Source organism: Labrys sp. LIt4, assembly GCF_017813775.1.
Classification (GTDB): Bacteria; Pseudomonadota; Alphaproteobacteria; order Rhizobiales; family Labraceae; genus Labrys; species Labrys okinawensis_A.
Genome location: NZ_JAGIPY010000017.1, coordinates 67,509 through 87,899, shown reverse-complemented (window position 1 = coordinate 87,899; position 20,391 = coordinate 67,509). Strand labels below are relative to the sequence as shown.

18 protein-coding genes are annotated in these 20,391 nt (G+C 65.5%); 9 read left to right on the top strand and 9 right to left on the bottom strand.

All coding sequences use genetic code 11. The annotated features are described in order from the left end of the window. The first annotated feature begins 184 nt into the window (after positions 1-184). Positions 185-1,312: an extracellular solute-binding protein gene (locus J8I29_RS24495; RefSeq protein ID WP_209433640.1), complete on the top strand. Its 1,128-nt coding sequence runs from the start codon at positions 185-187 to the stop codon at positions 1,310-1,312. Positions 1,313-1,363: 51 nt separating this feature from the next. Further along, positions 1,364-1,828, top strand: a complete 465-nt coding sequence (locus tag J8I29_RS24490; RefSeq protein ID WP_209433639.1) for a GNAT family N-acetyltransferase — start codon at positions 1,364-1,366, stop codon at positions 1,826-1,828. 41 nt (positions 1,829-1,869) lie between these two features. Here J8I29_RS24490 and J8I29_RS24485 read toward each other — a convergent pair whose 3' ends face one another. The 4 genes from J8I29_RS24485 to J8I29_RS24470 all read right to left on the bottom strand — a co-directional run bounded on the left by J8I29_RS24485 (position 1,870) and on the right by J8I29_RS24470 (position 4,848). Then, a complete protein-coding gene (locus J8I29_RS24485; RefSeq protein ID WP_105861238.1) occupies positions 1,870-2,175 on the bottom strand; it encodes a 4a-hydroxytetrahydrobiopterin dehydratase in 306 nt (101 codons plus the stop codon). Between the two features lie 68 nt (positions 2,176-2,243). Then, a complete protein-coding gene (gene thpR, locus J8I29_RS24480; RefSeq protein ID WP_105861239.1) occupies positions 2,244-2,801 on the bottom strand; it encodes an RNA 2',3'-cyclic phosphodiesterase in 558 nt (185 codons plus the stop codon). Between the two features lie 150 nt (positions 2,802-2,951). Next, the gene (locus J8I29_RS24475; protein WP_209433638.1) at positions 2,952-3,998 is read right to left on the bottom strand and encodes an aldo/keto reductase; all 1,047 of its coding nucleotides are present in this window, start codon (positions 3,996-3,998) and stop codon (positions 2,952-2,954) included. 76 nt (positions 3,999-4,074) lie between these two features. Next, the gene (locus J8I29_RS24470) at positions 4,075-4,848 is read right to left on the bottom strand and encodes a helix-turn-helix transcriptional regulator (protein WP_209433637.1); all 774 of its coding nucleotides are present in this window, start codon (positions 4,846-4,848) and stop codon (positions 4,075-4,077) included. An 89-nt stretch (positions 4,849-4,937) separates the two neighbouring features. On the opposite strand from J8I29_RS24470, the gene J8I29_RS24465 reads away from it, so the two are divergent. Continuing rightward, the gene (locus tag J8I29_RS24465) at positions 4,938-5,855 is read left to right on the top strand and encodes a DMT family transporter (RefSeq protein ID WP_209433636.1); all 918 of its coding nucleotides are present in this window, start codon (positions 4,938-4,940) and stop codon (positions 5,853-5,855) included. A gap of 14 nt (positions 5,856-5,869) precedes the next feature. Here the strand turns inward: J8I29_RS24465 and J8I29_RS24460 are convergent, their stop codons facing one another. From J8I29_RS24460 to J8I29_RS24450, 3 genes are all read right to left on the bottom strand, one after another. Beyond that, positions 5,870-6,154: a type II toxin-antitoxin system RelE/ParE family toxin gene (locus J8I29_RS24460; RefSeq protein ID WP_209433635.1), complete on the bottom strand. Its 285-nt coding sequence runs from the start codon at positions 6,152-6,154 to the stop codon at positions 5,870-5,872. Then, positions 6,154-6,600 carry a hypothetical protein gene (locus J8I29_RS24455; protein WP_245197321.1) on the bottom strand — a complete coding sequence of 149 codons (447 nt, stop codon included), beginning with the start codon at positions 6,598-6,600 and terminating at the stop codon, positions 6,154-6,156. Before J8I29_RS24455 ends, J8I29_RS24460 begins: the two co-directional genes overlap by 1 nt. Positions 6,601-6,802: 202 nt before the next feature. Then, positions 6,803-8,104: a nicotinate phosphoribosyltransferase gene (locus J8I29_RS24450; protein ID WP_105861244.1), complete on the bottom strand. Its 1,302-nt coding sequence runs from the start codon at positions 8,102-8,104 to the stop codon at positions 6,803-6,805. 333 nt (positions 8,105-8,437) lie between these two features. Here J8I29_RS24450 and J8I29_RS24445 point away from each other — a divergent pair, with 333 nt between their 5' ends. The 6 genes from J8I29_RS24445 (at position 8,438) to J8I29_RS24420 (ending at position 16,697) form a co-directional block, all read left to right on the top strand. Further along, a complete protein-coding gene (locus J8I29_RS24445) occupies positions 8,438-9,778 on the top strand; it encodes an aspartate aminotransferase family protein (protein WP_209433634.1) in 1,341 nt (446 codons plus the stop codon). A 153-nt stretch (positions 9,779-9,931) separates the two neighbouring features. Beyond that, positions 9,932-10,843, top strand: coding sequence for a 3-keto-5-aminohexanoate cleavage protein (locus J8I29_RS24440; protein WP_105861246.1), 912 nt, complete (start codon positions 9,932-9,934; stop codon positions 10,841-10,843). Beyond that, positions 10,843-11,322, top strand: a complete 480-nt coding sequence (locus tag J8I29_RS24435) for a GNAT family N-acetyltransferase (protein ID WP_105861247.1) — start codon at positions 10,843-10,845, stop codon at positions 11,320-11,322. The genes J8I29_RS24440 and J8I29_RS24435 overlap by 1 nt, the downstream gene beginning before the upstream one ends. 257 nt (positions 11,323-11,579) lie before the next feature. Continuing rightward, complete coding sequence (locus J8I29_RS24430) at positions 11,580-14,450, top strand: DUF3772 domain-containing protein (RefSeq protein WP_209433633.1); 2,871 nt, start codon at positions 11,580-11,582, stop codon at positions 14,448-14,450. 14 nt (positions 14,451-14,464) lie between these two features. Next, entirely contained in the window at positions 14,465-15,070 is a 606-nt protein-coding gene (locus J8I29_RS24425; protein WP_209433632.1) for a CAP domain-containing protein, read from the top strand. Between the two features lie 7 nt (positions 15,071-15,077). Beyond that, a complete protein-coding gene (locus tag J8I29_RS24420) occupies positions 15,078-16,697 on the top strand; it encodes an AMP-binding protein (protein WP_209433631.1) in 1,620 nt (539 codons plus the stop codon). 165 nt (positions 16,698-16,862) lie between these two features. Here the strand turns inward: J8I29_RS24420 and J8I29_RS24415 are convergent, their stop codons facing one another. Both J8I29_RS24415 and J8I29_RS24410 read right to left on the bottom strand, forming a co-directional pair. Then, the gene (locus J8I29_RS24415) at positions 16,863-17,639 is read right to left on the bottom strand and encodes a Bax inhibitor-1/YccA family protein (RefSeq protein WP_105861251.1); all 777 of its coding nucleotides are present in this window, start codon (positions 17,637-17,639) and stop codon (positions 16,863-16,865) included. Positions 17,640-17,815: 176 nt separating this feature from the next. Continuing rightward, positions 17,816-20,353, bottom strand: coding sequence for an FtsX-like permease family protein (locus J8I29_RS24410; RefSeq protein ID WP_209433630.1), 2,538 nt, complete (start codon positions 20,351-20,353; stop codon positions 17,816-17,818). Between the last annotated feature and the right edge of the window lie 38 nt (positions 20,354-20,391).

Here is a 20,391-nt window from a genome sequence, read left to right as displayed (position 1 = left end):
CTCCCCTTGCGGGAGAAGGTGCCGGCAGGCGGATGAGGGGTGAGCCGGAGGCCAGTCCTGTAGATCATGAATGGAGCCCACTGGTGGTAAGCATGCTGCTTTTCCCCTCATCCCCCTGCCGGGACCTTCTCCCGCAAGAGGAGAAGGCATCTACATGGGCCTGGCTTCGCGTTTCCGAGGCCCGATGAGCACGGCAAGCCGGCATCATCCGCGCCCCACCCGCCGCGCTTTCCTGCGTGGAGCGGCGGCGCTCGGCCTGGGAACGGTGGCTTCGCCCGCCATCGTCAGCCGGGCCTTCGCCTCCTCCGGGGAACTGAATTATCTGGGCTGGTCGGGCTATGATTTCAGCGCCCTGTTCCGCAGCTTCACCGAAAAGACCGGCATCACCGTCAATTTCGTCGAGCAGCCCGATCAGGAGGCGATGCTGGCGCAGGCGCGCATCGCCTCCCAAGGCGTGGGTGCCGACATCGTCGAGCCGTCGATCGATCGACTGCCGGAATGGCTGCAGGCGGACCTGCTGCAGCCCTGGGATGATGGCAATGTCGGTCTCGATCTCTATGACAAGGCCTTCCTGACCGGCTCGGCCATGCATGAGGGCCGGCGTTATTTCCTGCCGGTGGTCTGGGGCGCCGAGGCGCTGGCCTATGCGCGCCAGACTGCACCGCAGGCCTATGGCACGGCCTCGCTCGCCATGCTTTTCGACGACAAATACCGCGGCAAGGTCACCCTGCGGCCGTCGACGGGCTTGGCGGCGATGGGCCGGGTGCTGGAGGCCGAGGGCAAACTGCCGAGGCCCTGGCTCGACGGCTATAAGGACGAGGCGACCATGCGCCGGCTCTGGGACCTGGCCTTGGCCGAGGCGGTCAGGCGCAAAGCCATGATCGGCCAGTTCTGGAGCAGCGAGAATGAGGCGCTGACGGCCTTCCGCAGCAAGGTCTGTACGCTGGGACTGACCTGGGACACCACGGCTCTGGTGCTGGCCGGCGACGATGTCGGCTTCGTCGCCCCCAAGGAGGGCGCCTTCGGCTGGCTGCAGGGCTACGGCCTGCTCAAGACTGCCCGCAATGCCGAACAGGCGCATGAATGGGCCCGCTTCATCGTGACGCCGGAGGCCTCGGCTGCCTATGCCACGGCTTTTTCCGCCAATCCGGTGGCGCGGGGGGCCGTCGACCGGCTCGACGCCAAGCTGCGGGATTTTCTCCGGGCTGCCTATCCTGACGATGCCCTGTCGAAGATCTGGTGGTTGCCGGCGCAGCCACCCTGGTTCGTCGCCCTGCGCGGTGAATACGCTCAGAAATGGCAGGCGGCCTGAAGGTGCGATCAAACTTTGCGCTGGAACGATGCAACGTCATGGTGTGAGCACATGCCAGTCAATCATGATATCCGTCGTGCCAACCCGAACGATGCGGCAGCGATCAGCGAGATCATTCTTGCAGCTCTATGGGAAACCAATGCTCGCGACTATGGACCTGAAATCATTGAGCAGGTCGAACGGAGCTTCACGCCTCCACAGGTGGAAGAACTGATACGGAAACGAGAAGTCCTCGTTGCTCTCGTAGACGGGCGAGTGACTGGGACTGCGAGCTTGGAAGGGGAGTGGGTCCGTACGGTGTTTGTCATTCCCGAAGCTCAGGGCACCGGTATTGGTCGACGCCTCATGGCCGAGATCGAGGATTTGGCGCGGCGCGCAGGTCTTGTGACATTGCGGGTTCCGTCAACCGTGACGGCTGAACGGTTCTATAACAAGTTGGGCTTTAAGGCCGTGCGAGACAGCTATTACGGTGATGAACGTACGATCATCATGGAAAAGCACCTATTTGCGCGGTGAACCGGGTTGAAGATGAACTTCAACCGATCGGGAATCGACTGTCAAACCCCCACCGTCGCGGCGATCTTGTCCATGCTCCTGGCGAGCTTGAGGTCGAGTTCGGTGAGCCCGTCGACGTCGTGGGTGGAGAGGGTGACGTCGACGGTCTTGTAGACATTCGACCATTCGGGATGGTGGTTGAGCTTTTCGGCGGTGAGGGCGGCCCGTGCCATGAAGCCGAAGGCCTCGCTGAAATTGCGGAAGACGAAGACGCGGCGGATCGCATCCCGGCCCGGCGTCGGTGCCCATTTGGAAAGCTCCGCCAAGCCAGAGCGGCGTTCGTCCTCGTTCAGTTTCGCCTGGGGCATGTCGGCCTCCTTCGATGCAATTGAGCCGTGGCGGTGACGATGCCGCTTTGTAGGCAGCAGGGACGACGTCAGCGCATTGCAGGCTCTTCCCGCCGCTGCAGCTCATAGGCCTCTTCGACGATATAGGGACCGCCGCCCACCGAATCGCGCGAGGAGTAGAGCACGAAGCGTTCGGCGGTGAAGCTGAGACGCCCGCCGCCGCGCAGGGCGAGCCAGTCGGCGGTAAGGCGAGCCGTCGCCTCGCTGCGCAGCCGCGCCAGCGTGATATGCGGCGTATATTGCCGGTTCTCGATCGGCACGCCGAGCCGGCGGAGCAGGCGCTCCTGCACGGCCTGCAATTCCATCAGGGCCGGGTTGGGCAGCACCCTGGCATGGACGGATTTCGGCCTGCTGCCACCGAAGGCGTCCAGCCCGTCGACGACGATGTCGACGATGGGGCGGCGAACGCCGTCGAGGGCTTCGGCGACATCACGCGCCAGCCCATCGTCGATGTCGCCGATGAAGGACAGGGTGATGTGATAGTTCTCGACGTCGATCCAGCGGGCACCGGGCAAGCCACCGCGGAGCGTCGACAACTTCATGCCGATGATTGGGGGGACTTCCAGAGCGGTAAACAGACGCGGCATGGCATGAACGCCGTATGGTTATCGTCGGATGGCCAATCCTAGAGAGTTTTGCCGCCGAGGGGAAAGCGCAAAGCGTCGCGGCCTCCCGGCGGCTTGTTTTTTTCTGCGGAAAACGGCCAGGCCAGCGCCGGCTGCCGATCCGCTGCGTCTTCACGGCGCCGGGTTCATGTGCAGCTGGTGAATGGCGTCGATCCGCTCCTCCAGATCGGCCGGAATGGCGACGTCGATCGAGGCGATGGCGGTTTTGAGCTGCGCCATGGTGGTCGCCCCGATGATGGTGGCGGTCGTGAAGGGCCTGGTGTTGGCGAAGGCCAGCGCCATTTGTGCCGGATCGAGGCCCCGTTCGCGGGCGAGGTCGAGATAGGCGTTGAATGCGATGTCGGCGCCGGGCTTCTCGTAACGCTGCAGCCGGTTGAACAGGGCCTTGCGCGACCCGGCCGGCAGGGCGCCGTCGCGGTATTTGCCGGTGAGATAGCCCTGCGCCAGGGCGGAATAGGCCAGCAGGCCGAGCTGCTCGCGCATGGCGACCTCGGCCAGGGCGGTTTCGAAGGTGCGGTTGACCAGCGAGTAGGCGTTCTGGATCGACTGCATGCGCGCCAGGCCGCGCGTCTCGCTTTCGGTGAGGAAGCGCATCGCACCCCAGGCGCTTTCGTTGGAGAGCCCGAGCCAGCGGACCTTGCCGGCCTTCACGAAGCCGTCGAGGATATCGAGCTGTTCGCCGATCGAGGTGGTCTCGTCGGCCGGACTGACGCGGAAGGCGGTGGGATTGGAGCCCCAGGGCATCGAGCGCTCGGGCCAGTGGAGCTGGTAGAGGTCGATATAGTCGGTCTGGAGGCGCTTCAGGCTCTTGTCGAGCGCCTCGGTCATCTGGGCGCGATTGAGCCGGGTCGGTTCCCCGGCGTCCCGCAGCCAGACCGAGGTGCCCGCGCCGGCGACCTTGCTGGCGAGAATCACCTTGTCGCGGCTGCCGCGCGCCTTGAACCAGTTGCCGATGATGCGCTCGGTCGAACCCGCGGTCTCCGCGCGCGGCGGCACGGCATACATTTCGGCGGTGTCGAAGAAATTGACGCCCTGCTCGACGGCATAATCCATCTGGGCGAAGCCATCGGCCTCGCTGTTCTGCTCGCCCCAGGTCATGGTGCCCAGGCAAATCACGGAGACGTCCTGGCCGGTGCGGCCGAGCTTATGAAATTTCATGAAAGCAATCCGGAAAAGGGAGAATGCCTGTTTGAAGCAAGGAAGGCGGGCTTGGCAAGTCCCCGGGAAGACACGCTCAGCGATAGAACTCACTCGGCGGCAGGCCGAAATGCCGCCGAAACATCGCGGTGAAGGCGCTCTGGCTGGCATAGCCGCTGTCATAGGCGACATCGATGATACGGGCGCCGGCGGCGAGGCGCTCCAGGGCAAAGAGCAGGCGGGCCTGCTGGCGCCATTGGCCGAAGGTGAGCCCCGTCTGGCTGGCGAAAAGCCGGTGAACCGTCTTGGGCGTGATGCCGAGCCGCCGGGCCCAGTCCTGCGCCGTCTCCTCGTTTTCCGGGTGGGCTATCAGGTGCCGGCAGATGGCGCGCAGGCGAAGATCTGTCGGCATCGGCAGATGAAGCGGCAGGACGTCGAGAAGCTTGAGTTCGTCGAGCAGCAGCTGCATCAGCCTTTCGTCGCGGCCGCCGGGGGGATAATCGGGCGGAATGGCGACGGCCGCCACGATCAGTTCGCGCAGCAACGGGGAGACGGCGATCACGCAATTGCCGGTGGGCAGGGTGGCGGACGCCGTGGGGTCGATGAAGACGGTGCGGATCTTCACGTCGCCGCACATGCGCACTTCGTGCTCCAGCCCGCCTGCCAGCCAAACCGCCCGGTTGGGCGGGACCACCCAGCTGCCGGCCTGGGAACGCACGATCATCACGCCTTGGATGGCATAGAGCAGCTGCGCACGCGGATGGGCATGCCAGCCGGTATCGGAGCCGTCGGGATAGTCGATCTCCATCGCCACGACGGCACGTCCGGTGTCGTGGAAAGCAAGGTGGCGGGTGGTGCGGTCGTCGCTCATGTCTCAAACGCAATAGTCAATGTTAGATTAGCGTGAGACGGACGTGATGGAAACAGGCAGGGTCCGCCCCTCAACGTCACGGGTGTGCCATGCCTTCCAAACCCCTAGCCTTGCTCTATCCCTTCCTTGCCATCGTCCTGTGGGCCGGCAACGTCATCGTCTCCAGGCTGTCGGCCCATGCGATCGGGCCGCAGGCCATCACCTTCTATCGCCTGGTGCTTGCCATCGGCCTGATGAGCCTCTTCGTCGGCCTGCCGGCCTGGCGCAACCGGGCCGTGCTGTGGCGCCATCTCGGCGAGTTCGCGGTGCTCGGCTTCCTGGCCATGTGCCTGTTCCAGAGCCTGTCCTATCTCGCCGCCGGCTCGACCACCGCGACCAACATGGCGGTGTTCACCGCGCTGTCGCCCCTGCTGACGGTGGCCTTGAGCGCCGCGATGCTGGGCGAGCGGCCGACCTTCGGCATGGTCGGCGGCGGCATCCTCTCGATCGTCGGCATCGTCTATCTCGTCAGTGCCGGCGATCTCGGCAGCCTCGTCCGGGACGGCGTGCATCCGGGCGATGCCCTGATGCTGCTGGCGGGCCTGGTCTATGCGCTCTATTCGGTGCTGCTGAAGCGCTGGAACCTGCCGGTGTCGGGCTGGCAGTCGACCTATATGCAGGCGCTGTGCTCGCTGGCGGTGATGTTCCCGGCCTTGCTGGCGACGCCGGCGCCGCTCAGGGCTCTCAACCCGGAAACCCTGCCGCTGATTGCCTATGCCGGCTGCGCCGCCTCGGTGGTGCTGCCGGTCCTGTGGATCCGCGGCGTCGAACAGCTCGGCCCCAGCCGCTGCGCCATCTTCCTCAACCTGCTGCCGGTGTTCACAGCGCTCACCGCCATCGTCATGCTGGGCGAGCCGATCCGCTCCCACCACGTCATCGGCGGCGGGCTGGTGCTGACCGGCGTGATCGCGGCGCAACTGCTGAAGCGGCCGTTGGGGCGGCGGGCTGTCGCCGCGGAGGAGGGGTAGCCGCCCTGGGATCGCTACGATTTGAACGGCCATTGCTGCCGCGTGTGAAGCACGCGGAGCAGGTCGACATAGTCGTCCCGCAAGCGATAGAGGATCAGGTAGCTTGTACCGCTGACCGTCAGCTCGCGCGTCCCGGCGACGCGCCCGGGCCGCCCCTGCTTCGGCAGGGCGGCGAGACTCTCGGCGCGTTCGCGAAGGCGAGAGACGAGCTTGGCGGCGTCATGTTCGCCATGCGGTTTGTGCCAGGCGTGGATATGTTCGATGTCTGAAAGAGCTGGCGTCGTCCATCGTACCTGCATCAGCTACCCAGCATGCGGGCAAAGCGCCTGGCGACTTCGTCTTCCGGTACGAAGTCGCTGCGATCCGCAGCTTCGATGCCTTCCTGCGCCATGGCGCGGAACCAGGCGTCATAGGCCGCCGCCTCATGCTGCTTGCGCAGGCGTTCGGCGCTGTCGGGGCGCTTGCGTTCGATGGCGTCGGGCTGATGATCGGTACTGTCGACCTCGAAACGCGACAGGCCGAGCTCTTCGCTGACATAGGAAGCGGCCGTGTTGAGATTGCGCCATAACCGTGCCTTGCGCGCGCGCTGTGCCGCCACGGCGCGCTCGGTATCGCCATAGCGCACGAGCACGGCCCAGCCGCCAGGTTGGCCGAGGATAGTCGCGCCGCGCAAGGCCCGTGCTTCCACCAGGCCACGGATCGTTCGGCCGTCGACAATCTCGGGGGCGTTGCGAATTTGCGGCATAGAGTGCCAGTTCATTCAATAATATTACGCAACTTTATCTAATAATCCCTCATCTGTCGAGCAGCGGTGGGCCCCCAGCCAAGACCGCCGAGCGGCTGTCAATAAGACTGAGCGTCTCGAAGGCGAGATCCCCGCCCACGCCATGTTCGGCGCGATCGTGCTGAGTCGAAGGCCAGAAGAGCAAGGCAGCCGACCGATTTTCTCATACACTCACTGCCTGCACCCCGCGCCCCTCCTCGCCGAACACCTTCAGGTAGCGATCGATCGCCTCCTTGCCGCCGGTGGCCTTGGCGAGGTTGTCCGAAAGCTTCACCGCCGGCTTGCCGTTGACCGAGGTGATCTTGCACACCAGCGAGATCGGATCGAGCAGCGGGATCGGATGCGAGCCGCAGCCGCGGAAGTCGTTGGTGAGATTGGTGCCCCAGCCATAGGAGGGGCGCATGCGGCCGTTGAAATTCCGATGGGCGGTCTCGATCGAATCGATGTCGAGGCCGTCGGAGAAGATGATCAGCTTCTTGGCAGGGTCGCGGCCTCGCGCCTTGTACCAGGCGATGATCTCCTCGCCGGCCTGCTGGATCGGCTTGGAATCGGGGCGCATGCCGGTCCAGTCGGCCACCCAGTCCGGGGCGCGCGCCAGGAAGGCGGCGGTGCCGAAGGTGTCGGGCAGCACGATCAGCAGATTGCCGTCATAGAAGTCGCGCCACATCTCCAGCACCTTGTAGGGCGACTCGCGCAGGCAACCGTCCTCCTCGCACAGCGCCGCATAGACCATGGGCAGCTCATGGGCATTGGTGCCGATCGATTCCAGATCGTTGTTCATGGCGAGCAGCACGTTGGAGGTGCCGACGAAGGCGTTGCCCAACCCCTCCTTCATCGCCTCCACGCACCAGCTCTGCCATAGGAAGGAATGGCGCCGCCTGGTGCCGAAATCGGAAATCCTCAGGCCGTCCAGCTTCTTCAATCGCTCGATCTTGTCCCACAGCTTGGCCTTGGCGCGGGCATAGAGGATGTCGAGCTCGAAGCGGCCCATGGAGCGGGTGGCGGCCCGCGATTTCAGCTCGTTGATGATGGCGAGGGCCGGCACCTCCCACATGGTGGCCTGGCTCCAGGGCGCGTCGAATTCGAGCACATAGTCGCCGTTCTCGATGCGCAGATCATACTCCGGCAGGCTGAAATCGGCGAGCCAGTCGAGGAATTCGGGCCGGAAGATCTGCTGCTTGCCATAGAAGGTATTGCCGCGCAGCCAGATCAGCTCGCGCTTGCCGAAGCGCAGCGTTCGGGCATGGTCGAGCTGGTCGCGCAGTTCCTTCTCGTCGATCACCGCGGCGAGATTGATCGACTTGGTGCGGTTGATCACGGTGAAGGTGGTGCGCACATTCTCATGCCGGGCATGGATGGGCTGCAGCATCAGGAGCTTGTAGAAGTCCGTGTCCAGGAGGCTGCGGACGATCGGATCGAGCTTCCAGGTCCGATCATACACCCTCTTGGCAATATCGATATTCATGTACGCGCCCCAAAGCCGCCAAAGCCGGCGAAAGAGCGGACCATGCGTGGATTGCGGGGTAAGATCAAGATGCTGGGAGCGCGGACATTTTATCCTCCCCTGGAGTGGGAGGGGCGAGGCAGAGCCTCGGGGTGGGGTGATTTCTTTATAAAAATGAAAGTCGCTATCATCACGGTCTGCGTATTCTCACCCCACCCCGGCCCTGCGGACCGACCCTCCCCCTCCAGGGGAGGGTAAAGATGTCACGCTTGACGCCCGGCGATGCGACCTCCCATAAATCCTGCCAAACAATGCGCCGGAGCTCGGTGCTCGATACCGGGAATGGAGACGGCAATGGCGGGCGACGTCGCGGAATCGACCTCGGTAGCGGCGGCGGGCCTGCCGAAGATCGCCTGGGGCAAGGGCCTCGTGCTCACCGATGTCGACGGCAAGCACTATCTCGACGGTTCGGGCGGCCCCGCCGTCTATTGTCTCGGCCATGGCAATGAGGAGGTCAACCAGGCGATCAAGGACCAGCTCGACCGCATCGCCCATGGCTATCGCTACAATTTCACCTCCGACCCCCTGGAGGAACTGACTGAGCGCGTCGGCCGGCTCTGCGGTGGTACGCTCAGGCAGATGGTGTTCGTCTCCGGCGGTTCGGAGGCGGTCGAATCAGCCCTGAAGCTCGCCTTGCAATATTTCGCGGCCCGCGGCGAGATGAGCCGGCGGCGCTTCATTTCGCGCGAACGCTCGTGGCACGGCAACACGCTGGGCGCGCTGGCGCTTTCGGGTTTCCGCGAGCGCCGCCTCTCCTTCGAGGGCGCACTCGTCGATGTGCCGCGCCTATCTCCCGCCAACATCTATCGCCCGCCCGCCGGTGTGGCGCCGGAAGATGTCGGGGCGACCTGCGCCCAGCAACTCGAAGACAAGATCCTGGAACTCGGCCCCGACAAGGTCGCCGCCTTCGTGTTCGAGCCGGTGGTGGGCGCGGCCGGCGGGGTGGTGCCGGCGCCGCCGGGCTATGCCAGGAAGGTGCGCGAGATCTGCGACCGCCATGGCGTTTTGATGATCGCCGACGAGGTGATGTGCGGGGCCGGGCGCTGCGGCACCTGGCGGGCGCTCGAGCATGATGGCGTCTTTCCCGACATCATGACGGTGGCCAAGGGTTTGGGCGGGGGCTATCTGCCGCTGGGGGCGGCCGTCTATTCCGACAGGGTGGCCGAGCCGATCAACGCGGTCGACGGCGGGCCGCAAACCGGACACACCTTCACCGGCCATACCACCGCCTGCGCGGCCGGGGTCGCCGTGCAGCGCATCGTCGAGCGCGAGGGGCTGGTTCAGCGCGTCGCGGTGAAGGGCGAGGAGTTCAAGCGCACTTTGGCCGATGCCCTCCATGGCATTCCCTATGTCGGCGACATCCGGGGGCGCGGCTTCTTCACCGGCATCGAGATCGTTGCCGATCGCGACAGCAAGGAACCTTTCCCGGCCGAGAAGGCGCTGTTCCTCAACATCCGCGCGCGGGCCTTCGCCAATGGGCTGATCTGCTACCCTTCCGGCGGCAATGTCGACGGCATCAAGGGCGATACCGTGATCCTGGCGCCCCCCTACAACGCCACTGACGGCGAACTGAGCGAGATTGCCGGGCGCTTTGCCGTCTCCCTGCGGCAGGCGCTGGCGGATATCGGAGCGTAACGGTGCGATTTCGTCATTGCGGGCGTCGCGCAGCAATTCAGAGATTAGAGAGCGCGATGCTCCGGTCTCCGGGATTGCTGCGCGACGCCCGCAATGACGGATAAGTCGATTTCGATGCATGTTGATACCAAAACACTCACCATAGGAGCCGCCATGGCCAACAAAGTCATCATTTCCTGCGCGATCACCGGCTCGATCCATACGCCCTCCATGTCGCCGCATCTGCCGGTGACGCCGGACGAGATCGCCGCCTCGGCCATCGGGGCGGCGGAAGCCGGGGCGGCCGTTCTGCATCTGCATGCGCGCGATCCCAAGACGGGGGCGCCTACGCCCGACGTGACCGTCTTCGAGCAATTCGTGCCCCGCATCCGCGAGGCCACCAACGCCATTATCAACATCACCACCGGCGGCTCCGCCCGCATGAGCATCGAGGAACGCCTGAAAGGGCCGGCGAGCCTTCAGCCGGAAATGTGCTCGCTCAATCTCGGCACCATGAATTTCGGGCTCTATCCGATGCTGGACCGGCCGCGGGAATGGAAGCACGATTGGGAAGTCCCCTATCTGGAGGCGACGCGCGGCGGCATGTTCAAGAACACGCTGGCCGATATCGAGCACATCCTCACCACCATGGGCCCGCTCGGCACGCGCTTCGAGTTCGAATGCTATGATATCGGCCACCTCTATACGCTTGCCCATTTCCTCGACCGCAAGCTGGTGACGCCGCCGCTCTTCGTGCAGACCGTACTCGGCATTCTCGGCGGCATCGGCGCCAATCCCGACAGCGTGGTCGACATGCGCCGCACGGCCGACAAGTTGTTCGGCAAGGACTATCAGTGGTCGATGCTGGCGGCCGGCCGCAACCAGATGCCGCTCGGGACCATGGCGGCGGTGATGGGCGGCCATGTCCGCGTCGGGCTGGAAGACAATCTGTGGATCGGCAAGGGCGAGCTCTCCACCTCCAATGCCCAGCAGGTCACCAAGATCCGCACCATCCTGGAGGAACTGGGCCTGGCCATCGCCACCCCGGACGAGGCGCGTGCCATCATCGGCGTCCGGCCGCGCTGATGCTGATCCGCTCCGCCGCGCCGGGGGATTGCGATGCCGTCGCGGCGATGGTGGGCGAGCTTGCCGCCTTGTTCGGCGTGACGGCCGGGACGACGGGTGACATCCTGCGCGCCGAGGCCTTCGGGGAGGCGCCGCGCATCGGCATCGTCGTGGCCGAGGCGACCGAAGGCGGCCTGGCCGGCTATCTCGTCCACCAGGACAGCTTCTCGACCTGGCGCGGCGCCAATGGCGTTTTCGTGGTCGATCTTTATGTCGCGCCGCCATGGCGCAATGATCGCATCGGCATCCGCCTGCTGGCGGAGGCGGCCCGCCGCGGGCGTCGGCGCGGCGCCCGCTTCATGCGCCTCGACCTCGATGCCGGGAACGAGGCGGGGCTGCGCTTCTACCGGCGGCACGGCTTCCGCACCCTTGACCATGATCGCTTCCTGGTGCTGGACGAGCCGGGTTTCATCGACCTGGCCGAGACGAGCGGAGCGTGAGCAATTCCGGGATTTCCGGTCTGCACGACCAGCCCCCATTTCCTCGATATTTTCGAGTTGAGGGCCTCGGGGAATGATTTTGGTACCTAAAGAGGGCTATGCGCCATAATGCCGCCCGCAAATTCTTCCATCAGGCCGCAACAGCCTCTAGAGCAGAGCGTGAACAGTGAAACGTTCTTTGCTCCGATCCCTCGTTCGATGCGTGTTTGCGCGTCTTGATCATTCCACCGAAGCGTAAATCGCTCTAGTTTCGCGCCATGTTTCGTTCGCTTTCCCGTTTCCTGCTGCTGTACAGCCTGCTCCTTACGCTTGTAGCCGCCCCGATGGCAGCGAAGGCGCAGGACGCCGAGGCGCTGACCGGTTTCCAGGCGGGGCTGGCCCTCGACAAGAAATCCCTCGACGACATCGCCACCCAGCTCGCGACCATTACCGACAGCGGCGACGAAGCGCAGAAGTCCCTGCTGGATCTGCGCGAGACGGTCAGCAAGAGGCGCGTCGATCTCGCCGCGCTGCTCGGTAGCATCATCCCGGCCCGCGACAAGGCCAAGGCGGCGCTCGATGCCTTCCCTCCGCAGCCCAAGCCGGTCGACCCGCCCGAGGCCAAGGCCACGACCGATGCCCGCAAGGCCGCTACGGAGCTGCTCGCCAAGCTGAACGACGTGGCCGCCGAGACGCAAAAGCAGATCTCGCGCGCCGACCAGCTCGGCAACACCATCGTCGTTCGCCCCTTCAACAACGCGCTGGCCAAGGAACAAAAGTCCCTCGACGACGTGGAGGCGGCTCTGACCAGCTTCCCCGCCGACCAGGAGAAAGCCTCGAAGACCCTGGATGATCTGCGTGGTACGGTCGATACGGCCATCGCCAATCTGTCGGCACTGCAGGCGAAGGTCTCGCCCCTGCTGGATCAGTCCAAGGCGAGACTGGCGCAGCTCGGTGAGCCCGATCCGTCGGAAAGCACCGATATCGCCGAGACGCGCGCGACACAGAACGATCTGCAACAACAGCTGAAGGATGTCATCAAGCGGGCGGGAAACCAGTCCTCGAGAGCGGCGGGCTTCTCCACCAGCATCATCGAGCTGCAGCGCGAACAACTCACGGGCCGCCTGCTCAAAAGCGGTAGCAGTCCCTTTTCGGCCGAGTTCTGGATTCCGGTCCTGAAAAACCTGCCGAGGGCAGGGGAGCTGGCGAGGAACGCCTTCTCGGATCACAGCAGCTATCTGGTGTCGAAGGTCAATTCCACCAGCATCGCGATCTTCCTGCTGACCATCGCCGCGGGCTATGCCGTCACGCAGTTCCTGCGCCTGCGTATCCTGCGCTGGCGCGCCCGCCTGCCCCGCAGCAAGCGAGCCTCGCGGCGCTATGTCGCCTCGCTCGATGCCGTGCTCGGCATTGTCCACATCATGCTCGGCGTGCCGGTCGGGATCGCCGTGACGGTGCTGGCTTTCGGTTTTTCCGGGCTCCTGCCGGAGAGGGTGCTCGCCGAATACGGCTCGAACCTGATCGTCGCCTCCTCGATCGGCTTCGGCCTGTGGGCCCTGGCGCAGGCGGTGCTGGCCGAGGGCCATGCCGAACTGCGGCTGTTGCCCCTGAGCGACTGGGCCGTCCGCCGCATCGGGCGGCGCATGGGCTGGCTCGCGGTGGCGCTGGGCCTGTCCATTCTCCTGAACGGCATCATCGAGCATCTCCACGCCGATCCTTCTCTCAGCGTCGCTCGCGAAACGATTTCGGCCGTCCTCTATCTCGCCATCATCGTCTCCCTGCTCATCCGCATTCGCAACGCACCGCCGACGGTGGTGGACGGGCGTGCGCTGCCGCCTGACGAGGATCTGACGGGGCTCGACATTCTCCGGCCGATGGGCTGGCTTGCCGTGCTGGTGATGGCCGTGTGCCTTGCCATCGGCTACAGCACGCTCGCCGTGGCGGCGGCGATCTTCCCGTTGCTCGTCCTGTGCGTGGTGGCTGCAAGCTATCTGCTCACCACGCTGGTCGATTCGGCCCTGACCGAGCGGCTGATCTCGGATGTCGACCGCCGTCGCGCGGTGGCGAGCACCATCGGCGTCACCTCCAAGCAGGTCACCTTCGGGGCGACACTGCTTTCCGGTGTCCTGCGCTTTCTGATCATTGCCTTCGCGGTCGGCAGCCTCGGCCTGCCCTTCGGTCTTTACTCGACCGATATGGCGCCGGCGATCCAGCGGGCCTATTTCGGCTTCAAGATCGGCGAGCTGACGATCTCGCCCTCGTCGATCATCAGCGGCGTGATACTGTTCATCGTCATCTGGGCGGTGATGCGCCTGATCAGGGGCTGGCTCGGCAATACGCTGTTGCCCCGCACTTCCCTCGATTCGGGTGTTCAGAACTCGATCGCCACCATCGTCGGCTATCTCGGCTTCATCCTCGCCATTTCGGCCGGGCTGTCCGAGATCGGCCTGAGCTGGCAGAATATCGGCATCGTCGCCGGCGGTCTGTCCGTCGGCCTCGGTCTCGGCCTGCAGGGTATCGCCGGCAATTTCGTCTCCGGCCTGATCCTCCTGGCCGAAAGACCGATCCGGGTCGGTGACATCATCGCCGCGGCCGGCGAGGAAGGCTATGTCCGCCGCATCAGCGTGCGCTCGACCACGCTGGAAACCTATGATCGCGCCACGCTGATCATCCCCAACTCGACCCTGATCACCGGCTCGGTGAAGAACTGGGTCTATGGCAATACCTGGAGCCGGCTGCGCATCGCCCTGACCGTGCTCTACGACAGCGACATCGATGCGGTGAAGGCGGCCATGCTGGCCGCGCCGGAAGACGATCCGCGTATCCTGCCGACGCCGAGGCCCCAGGTCTACATGACCTCGATGGATGCGGGGCTCGAATTCGAACTCATCGTGATGGTCGCCAGCATGGAGACGCAGGTCGCGGTGAAGAGCGACCTGCTCGCCCGTATCTTCAAGAATTTCAAGGCCAAGGGCATCCGCCTGCAGGGCCAGGGCGCCGCGGCGCCCCCGCAGCGGGTGATCCTGTTCGAGCCCGAGCTGCAGGCAGCGATGACCGCCAAACTGCAGGGCGACAAGCCCGAGGCGGAGGCTCCTGCCTCGGAGCCGGCCGCCAAGCCTTCAACCCCGCCGGCTGCGGCGGGATCCTGACCGTGGAGAACTCGATGTCGCGCATGAGGGTGGCTGCGGCCGCTTTTCTTGTCTTGGGCGTTACCTTGGGATTGGGCGGCTGCGCCCTCACGCAAAAGCCCGAAACCGTTTCCTATCAACGCCGGCCCGTATCCTTCAATCCGGCACAGGCCCGGGACTGGCTGACCCAATACCGCCAGAGCAAGGGCCTCACCGCGGTGGCGCTCGATTCGCGCCTGACGGCCTTCGCCCAGAACCAGGCCAATGCCATGGCCTCGGCCAACCAGCTTTCCCATTCGGTCGGTGGGAGCTTTTTCTCCCGGGTCAAATCAGCCGGGCTCGACGATTCCAAGATCGGTGAGAACGTCTCCTATGGCACCTACACCGAGCTCGATGCCATGAAGCAGTGGAAGAACTCGCCCGAGCATGACGAGAATCTGCTGATGCCGGGCGCCACCCGCTTCGGCATCGCCATTGCCAGGGCCGGCGAGCGGGTCTATTGGGCCATGGCGGTCGCCGGCGAACCCAGTCGGCCGGAAGAGGCGCAGGCCTTTGGGGCCGGTCCGGTGGTACGCGTGGTACGCCGGCCTACGCGCGTGAAAAGCTCCGGAGGCCTCTTCGGCGGCCTGTTCGGGGGGTGAGTGCGGCATGAACGAGCTGGACAAGCAAGACTACGACATCGCCGCGCGCGATTTTCGCTGGGAGCTGCCGGCTCGCTACAATATCGGCGTGGATGTCTGCGACGTCTGGGCCAGGCGCGATCCGGACCGGCTGGCCATCCTGCGCCGGCTTCCCGGCGGCGGCAGCGAGCGCATCAGCTATGGCGCCCTGCGCGAGGCCTCAGACCGCTTCGCCCTGGCGCTGAAACGTCTGGGTATCCGCAAGGGCGACCGGGTCGCGATCCTGCTGCCGCAGTCGCCGGCGGTGGTGATCGCCCATCTCGCCGTGGCCAAGCTCGGCGCCATCTCCCTGCCGCTTGCCGTGTTGTTCGGCCCGGACGCGCTGAGCTTCCGCCTGCGTGATTCCGGCGCCAAGGCCGTGCTGCTCGACGAAAGCGGGCTCGCCAAGCTCGGCGAGATCGAGGCGAGACTGCCGGATCTGGAGACGGTGATCAGCGTCGACGGGGCAGGCGGCGGGGCGCTCGACTTCCATAGTCTGATCGCCGGGGCCACGGGGGACCTTGCACCGGTCGCCTCGACCCCCGACGACCCGGCGATGATGATCTATACCTCCGGCACCACAGGACAACCCAAGGGTGCCGTGCATGGCCATCGCGTGGTACTCGGCCATATTCCGGGCCTGCACTTTGCCCATCCGGGCCTGGGTCAGCCCGACGACGTGATGTGGACGCCGGCCGACTGGGCCTGGGCGGGCGGCCTGCTCAACGTGCTGCTGCCCAGCCTGGCGCTGGGCGTGCCGGTGGTGGCCGGCCTGCATGCCAAGTTCTCCGTGGACGAGGTGCTGGGATTGCTCTGGGACTTCAAGGTCCGCAATGCCTTCCTGCCGCCGACGGCCCTGCGCATGCTGCAGGCGGCGCATCGGCCCGGCCAGGCCTACCGCACCCATCTGCGCTCGATCATGTCGGCCGGCGAGACGCTGGGGCCGGGCACCTATGCCTGGGCCGAAGCCGCTTTCGGCTTTCCGGTCAACGAGCTCTACGGCCAGACCGAATGCAATCTCGTGCTCGGCTCGTGCCACGAGCTCGGCGTGTCCAGGCCCGGCGCCATCGGCAAGCCCGTGCCCGGCCATCGCGTGGCGGTGGTCGACGAAGAGGGCCGGGAGAGCCCGACGGACGAAATTGGCGAGATTGCGGTGCGCGCGCCCGATCCAGTGATGTTCCTGGGCTATTGGGGCAATGCCACCGCCACCGCGGCGAAATATCGTGATGGCTGGCTGATGACCGGCGACAAGGCGCGCCGCGACACCGACGGCTATGTGCATTTCGTCGGCCGCGGGGACGACATCATCACCTCGGCCGGCTATCGCATCGGCCCCGGCGAGATCGAGGACTGCCTGATGCGCCATGCCGCCGTCGCCATGGCGGCCGTCGTCGGCATGCCCGATACCTTGCGGACCGAGATCGTCAAGGCCTTCGTGGTGCTCAAGCCGGGCTTCACGGCATCGGATGCCATGACCGCCGACCTGCAGCTCTTCGTGCGCGAGCGCCTGTCCGCCCACGAGTATCCGCGGGTGATCGCCTATGTCGACGCCCTGCCGCTGACTTCGTCGGGCAAGATCATCCGCCGGGCCCTGCGCGAGCTCGACTGAGGGTAGCACTTCCGGGTGCATCGGCATCCTGCCCGTTCTTGGAAATACTGCGTTCGCGGGAAGGGACGGGCGGCGGGACGCCCGTGCACCCGGATACGCCGCTCCAAAACAAAACCGGCCGGGGAAACCCCGGCCGGCGCAATGCGTCAAGAAGCTCTTCAGGGATCAGCGGCGGTCACCGAGCAGGCGCAGCAGCATGATGAAGAGGTTGATGAAGTCGAGATAGAGGGTCAGCGCGCCATGGACGGCGAGCTTCTCGCCTTCGTCGCGGCTGAAGCTGTGCGCATTCTCCACATAGAGCGACTTCAGCATCTGGGTGTCGTAGGCGGTCAGGCCCGCGAAGATGCCCACGCCGGCGACGCTGATGATGAAGGTCAGCATGCCCGAGGGGAAGAACAGGTTGACCAGGCTGGCGAGCAGCAGGCCGACCAAGCCCATCATCAGGAAGGCGCCGAAGGCCGAAAGGTTACGCTTGGTGGTGTAGCCATAGAGGCTCAGGGCACCGAAGCTGGCGGCCGAGATGAAGAAGACGCGAGCGATCGAGCCATGCGTGTAGACGAGGAAGATCGTCGACAGCGACAGGCCCATGAGCGCCGAGAACACGTAGAACAGAACGCGCGTCGTTTGAACCGAGCGACCTTCCGTTCCCATGTTCATCCAGAACACCATGCCAAGGGGGGCGAAAGCGACGACCCACTTGAAGGGGGAGTTGAACAGGAACATGCCGAACGAGTTCAGCTCGACGATCTTGCCCGCCTCGTTGACCACGATCCCCGATGCCATGTAGGCGCCGAGCGCCACCAGGCCGGTAATGGCCACGCCGAGGGTCATGTGGTTGTAGACCGCGAGCATGAACGCGCGCAGGCCCTGATCGATCGCCGGTGCTCCGGCGCGGACGTCGCTGACGGTGCCGGCCGAGAAACGAGGATCATTGAAAGCCATGTGTCTCTCCAGATGCGGCACATGCCGCAAAAAGCTTGTTCTTATGTAGTGCTTTCCATTGAAACAGTTAAGTGAATTGCTTGCAATGTTGCCGGTATGCCACCGTGGGGTGGTCGATCTTCATCGCCTGAACTTCGGCTGAAACGCTTGTCATTCCAAGAGCCTGGCATCCGGGCCTATAGGCTTCGCAGATGCGTGGCCGGTTTCTGGCGCAGGATGCGCCAGGTGCCCGCCAGCCCGAACAGGATGGTCAGCGCCAGGGCGCCGAAGGCGGCCCCGAAAGCCGGCCCGGCCAGGAAGGTGAAGCTGAAATTCATCAGATAGGTGACGATCAGCCAGGCGCAAGCGGTGCCGGCGACCACGCCGAACAGGCCGGTGGCAAGGCCGAGCAGCCCGTATTCGAGGATGAAGGCGAAGAGGATGCGTCCACGCGTGGCACCCAGGACCTTGAGGATGACGGCGTCGTAGAGCCGGCTGTTCTGCCCGGCGGCCAGCGCACCCGCAAGCACCAGGATCGAGGCGACGAGGGCAATGGCGGCGGCAGCCCGGATCGCCATGGCGAGCTGGCCGGCAAGATCGGCGAAGCTCTGCAGGGCATCCTTGATGCGGACGGCCGTCACCATCGGAAAGGCGTCGGCTACCTGCTTGAGCAGGCCGAGTTCGACGGCATCATCCGCCCCATGCGGGAAGGTGAGGGTGGCGATGTCGGTCACCGGCGCGCCCTTGAACGTGTTCGGCGAATAGACCAGCACGAAATTGATGCCGAAATTCTGCCATTCGAGCTTGCGCAGGGCGCCCACCTTGGCGGTGATGTTGCGGCCGAGCACATTGACGGTGATGTCATCCCCGACAGCGAGGCCAAGCCCGTGCGCGACCTCCTGCTCGAGCGATACCAATGGCGGGCCGGCATAATCGGGAGCCCACCACTGGCCCTCGACCACGCGCGAGCCGGCCGGCACCGCGTCGGTGAAGGTGACGCCGCGATCCCCGCTCAGCACCCAGGCGATGTTCGGCGGCGGCTTGATCTTCTCGGCCGGCACGTCCTTCACGCTGACGATGCGGCCACGCAGCATGGGCACGCGCTCGCTGGTCGCCTGCGGGGCGGCCTGTTTGAGGAAGGCATCGAAGCGAGGTGCGTCGGCGCGGCGGATGTCGACGAAGAAGAAGCTCGGCGCCTTGTCGGGAATGGCGGCGGAGAGCTGGTGGCGGATATTGCCATCGACCAGGGTGAGCGCCACCAAAAGGCAGAGTCCGAGGCCGAGCGACAGCACCACGGAAGGGGTGGCGGCGCCGGGGCGGTGAATGTTGGTGACGGCCAGGCGCAGCGGCGTCGAATGCGGGCGGGGCAGCCGGCGGGCGAGCGCCATCAGGAGGCTTGCCACCACGCGCAGGAGGACGAAGGCGCCGAGCGCGGAGGCGACATAGACCAGGGCCACCTTGCGATCGGCGGCGAAGAACAGCGCCAGGGCGACCAGGGCGGCGACGGCCAGGCCGGCCAGGATCAGCACGATGGGGGCCGGCCAGCGCCGTGTCGGGGCGATGGCATCGCGGAACAGGGCCGATACGGAGATATCCCTCGCCCGCCCCAGCGGCAGCAGCGAGAAAGCCAGCGCCGTGAGCAGGCCGTAGAGGGCGGCGAGCGCCAGACCCGCCGGATTGAGCACCGGCGTGATCGGCAAGGGCAGGTAATCGGCAAAGCCATAGGCCAGGATGAAGGGCAGGGCGGCGCCGGCGGCAAGGCCGATGACGATGCCGAGGGCGGCCAGGAGCAGGGTCTGGGTGAGATAGATGCCGGTGACAAGATTGGCGCCGGCTCCCAGCGTCTTCAGCGTGGCGATGCTGTCGCGCTGGCGTTCGACGAAAGCCCTGACGGCATTGGCGACGCCGACGCCGCCCACCAACAGGGCCGTCAACCCGACCAGCGTGATGAACATGGTGAAGCGCTCGATGCCGCGCCGAAGCTCCGGAGAGGCGTCGTCGCGGGTTCTCACCTCCCAACCGGCCTGGGGGAAGGCCTGATTCGCCCTTTGGCGAACGGCATCCGGCGAGACATCGGGCGGCAGGACCAGGCGATAGCGCCAGCGGATCAGCGACCCCGGCTGGATCAGCCCGCTCTCGCGCAGCGCGTCCAGAGTGATCATCAGGCGGGGACCGAAGGAAATGCCGCCGGCGATCTTGTCCGGCTCGCCGATGAGGCGATCGGCCAGGGTCACCGTCAAATTGCCGATGGTGACGGCAGCGCCGGGTTGCAGGCCGAGCCGGGCAAACAGGGCGGCATCGGCCGCGGCATCCGCCCGGCTGCCCTGGCTGCCGATGGTGGCGGACAGCGCCCTGCCCTGGCCGAACTCCACCACGCCGAGCAGGGGATAGGCCTGGTCGACCGCCTTGATTTCGACCAGGGCGGTCTGGCCGTCCGGCGTGCGCGCCATGGCCCTGGTGCTCGCCGCGATCGAGAGCCGGCCCTGCTTTCCGATGAAGGCGAGCTCCTCGGGGCTAGCTTCGCGCCCCACCAGCGTGAACTCGATGTCCCCGCCATTGATCACCCGGCCCTGGCTGCGCAGCCCGTCCGACAGGGCGCTGGAGATGGCGTCGACCCCTGCGATCGCCATGACGCCCAGGGCGAGGCAGGCCAGGAAAATACCGAAACCGCGGATGCCGGCGCGCAATTCGCGCAAGGCAAAGCGCAGCGGAAGGGGAAGCGAAGCGAGGGACATCGGTGATGTTGAGCGGAAGGACAAGGCCGAATCAAGGC